Origin of the sequence: Pseudomonas emilianonis (genome assembly GCF_023072625.1) — a bacterium.
GTDB classification, from domain to species: Bacteria; Pseudomonadota; Gammaproteobacteria; order Pseudomonadales; family Pseudomonadaceae; genus Aquipseudomonas; species Aquipseudomonas paraveronii.
Map to the genome: position 1 here is coordinate 1 of NZ_JAKNRV010000532.1, position 2,617 is coordinate 2,617.

Below are 2,617 nucleotides of genomic sequence, written 5' to 3' on the forward strand. Positions count from 1 at the left end.
CTGACCATCCGCCTGGTGGACGAACCCGAAGGCCGCGAACTGAACCACACCTGGCGCCAGAAGGATTACGCGACCAACGTGCTGTCGTTTCCCGCCGACGTACCCGACGAGCTGAACAACTACGGCCGGCAGACCCTGACCCACGAAATCGGCCATACCCTGGGCCTGGCTCACCCTGGCGACTACAACGCCGGGAATGGCAACCCGACCTACAACGACGCGACCTATGGACAGGACACGCGCGGCTACAGCCTCATGAGTTATTGGAGTGAGAGCAACACCAACCAGAACTTCAGCAAGGGCGGGGTCGAAGCCTATGCCTCCGGGCCATTGATTGACGATATCGCGGCGATCCAGAAGCTCTACGGCGCCAACTACGCCACCCGCGCCGGTGACACCACCTACGGTTTCAACTCCAACACCGGGCGTGATTTCCTCAGCGCTACTTCCAACGCCGACAAGCTGGTGTTTTCGGTCTGGGACGGCGGTGGCAATGACACCCTGGACTTCTCCGGTTTCACCCAAAACCAGAAGATCAACCTCAATGAGACCTCGTTCTCCGACGTAGGCGGCCTGGTGGGCAATGTGTCCATCGCCAAGGGCGTCACCGTGGAGAACGCCTTCGGCGGTGCGGGCAGCGATCTGATCATCGGCAACAATGCCGCCAACCTGATCAAGGGCGGGGCCGGCAACGACCTCATCTATGGCGCTGGCGGGGCGGACCAACTGTGGGGCGGCGCCGGTAACGACACCTTTGTGTTCGGTGCCAGTTCCGATTCCAAGCCAGGGGCGGCGGACAAGATCTTTGACTTCACCAGCGGCTCCGACAAGATCGACCTGAGCGGCATCACCCAAGGCGCGGGCCTGAGCTTCGTCAACGCGTTCACCGGGCATGCCGGCGACGCGGTATTGAGCTATGCCTCGGGCACCAACCTGGGTACCTTGGCCGTGGACTTCTCCGGGCACGGCGTGGCGGATTTCCTCGTCACCACCGTGGGCCAGGCCGCTGTCAGCGACATCGTGGCCTGATGCACGAGCGCGGCGTTTCGGCGCCGCGCTTCCGGGAAGGAGCATACACATGCCGCGTTTTTCTCATTTGATCGCCTGTGTCCTACAGGTGTTGTTCGTGTCGGCAGGAGCCCACGCAATGGCTAGTAGTCTTGTTTTACCCACCGCCGCCCAGTTGGCCGGACATTGGCAATTGCACCGAGAGGATCAGGTCTGTGCCCTGGATTTGCTGGAGCAGGCCAACGCCTTGGGTGGCGACGTGGCATGTGTTGAGCAGTGGCTGGGGGACAAACCCCTGACGTGGTCGCCGACACCGGACGGGATCTGGTTGATGAATGCCGAAGGCTCAGGGATTACCCACTTGAATCGCCAGCGCGACGGTGAATACCAGGCACGCACGCCATCCGGCGATCTCGTGATATTGCAACGAATACCTTAGTTTCCAGTTATAACGCTATAACTCGAGTTTGCTAGTTGGCCGCCGCTTATTTAGGGGCTGGGGCAACTATTGCCGGTCATTGGGTTCAAGGAAGATCAAACACTATGGCGAAGCCCCAAGTCGTCGCGCCGTTATTCAAGGCGTTGGGTGAATATAAAAGTATTTTGATCAGTGTTGGCTGTTTCACGGCATTGATTAACCTGCTGATGCTGGTGCCGTCCATTTATATGCTGCAAGTGTATGACCGCGTGTTGTCCTCCCAGAATGAAACCACACTGGTGATGTTGACACTGATGGTCGTAGGCTTCTTCGCCTTTATTGGCTGCCTGGAAGTCATCCGCAGTTTTATCGTGATCCGCATCGGTAGCCAGTTGGAGCGACGCTTCAACTTGCGCGTATATAAAGCCGCCTTCGAACGCAATCTGCAGCGCGGCCAGGGGCATGCCGGGCAATCCCTCGCTGATTTGACCCACATCCGCCAGTTCATCACCGGACCGGCGCTGTTCGCGTTTTTCGATGCGCCGTGGTTTCCGATCTATCTGTTGGTGATTTTCCTGTTCAACGTGTGGCTCGGCGTGCTGGCCACGGCGGGGGCCTTGTTGCTGATCGGCCTGGCCTGCCTGAATGAATACCTGACCAAGAAGCCCCTGGGTGAGGCCGGCGGTTACTCCCAGCAATCCAGCCAACTGGCCACCAGCCATTTGCACAACGCCGAAACCATCCAGGCCATGGGCATGCTCGGCGCACTGCGCAAGCGCTGGTTCGCCGTGCATTCAGAGTTTTTGGGTTTGCAGAACACGGCCAGCGACACCGGTTCGGTGATCACCTCTCTGAGCAAATCCCTGCGCCTGTGCCTGCAATCGTTGGTGCTCGGCCTAGGCGCGTTTTTGGTGATCAAAGGCGAGATGACCGCCGGGATGATGATCGCCGGTTCCATCCTGATGGGCCGGGTGCTCAGCCCGATCGACCAGTTGATTGCGGTGTGGAAGCAGTGGAGTTCGGCCAAGCTGGCCTATCAGCGGCTTGACGAGTTACTGCGCGAGTTCCCCCCGGAAGTCGCGCAGATGGCATTGCCCGCGCCCAAGGGCCAGGTGGGTTTCGAGCAGGTCAGCGCTGGCCCGCCGGGGCGACGCCTGGCGACGCTGCATCAGGTCAGTTTCAGCCTGGGCG

Annotated in this window: 3 protein-coding genes; all 3 read left to right on the forward strand. The window is 59.9% G+C overall.

From position 1 onward, the window contains the following. Window positions 1-1,029, forward strand: a 1,029-nt coding sequence (locus L9Z73_RS28890) for an rRNA maturation RNAse YbeY (RefSeq protein ID WP_282598794.1), incomplete at its 5' end; no start/stop codon positions are given. Between the two features lie 49 nt (window positions 1,030-1,078). Further along, complete coding sequence (locus tag L9Z73_RS28895) at window positions 1,079-1,447, forward strand: protease inhibitor Inh/omp19 family protein (protein WP_247408241.1); 369 nt, start codon at window positions 1,079-1,081, stop codon at window positions 1,445-1,447. Window positions 1,448-1,551: 104 nt separating this feature from the next. Next, window positions 1,552-2,617 (forward strand): type I secretion system permease/ATPase (locus L9Z73_RS28900; RefSeq protein ID WP_247408243.1); only part of this gene is annotated, 1,066 nt, incomplete at its 3' end.